At 43.9% G+C, this 269-nt stretch carries 1 pseudogene; it reads left to right on the forward strand.

What is annotated here, in order from left to right:
• Nucleotides 1-83: 83 nt before the first annotated feature.
• Nucleotides 84-269, forward strand: a pseudogene (locus AAEZ05_RS28780) (long-chain fatty acid--CoA ligase); the annotation flags it as partial.

The following is a 269-nucleotide window of genomic DNA, read 5'->3' on the forward strand; positions in this document are numbered from 1 at the left end:
GTCTAGAGTCACGTATACTAATGAGGCTCCATATATAAAATATGCCCACGGACGAGCACTAAAATCACTATAAGGATATTCAGATGTTAGGAAAAATGATGTATCAGCCGCTGCTGATTAGCAGCCTCATTGAGCACGCCGCCCAATATCATGGTGATACCGCTATCTTGTCAAAAGAAGTTAATGGCGAGATGACCAAGAGTGATTGGCTGACTGTCTCCAACAATTCAAAACGCTTGGCAAATGCACTACAAGCACTGGGGCTGAAG

The organism is Pseudomonas sp. HY13-MNA-CIBAN-0226 (assembly GCF_040310305.1).
Lineage (GTDB): Bacteria > Pseudomonadota > Gammaproteobacteria > Pseudomonadales > Pseudomonadaceae > Aquipseudomonas > Aquipseudomonas gregormendelii.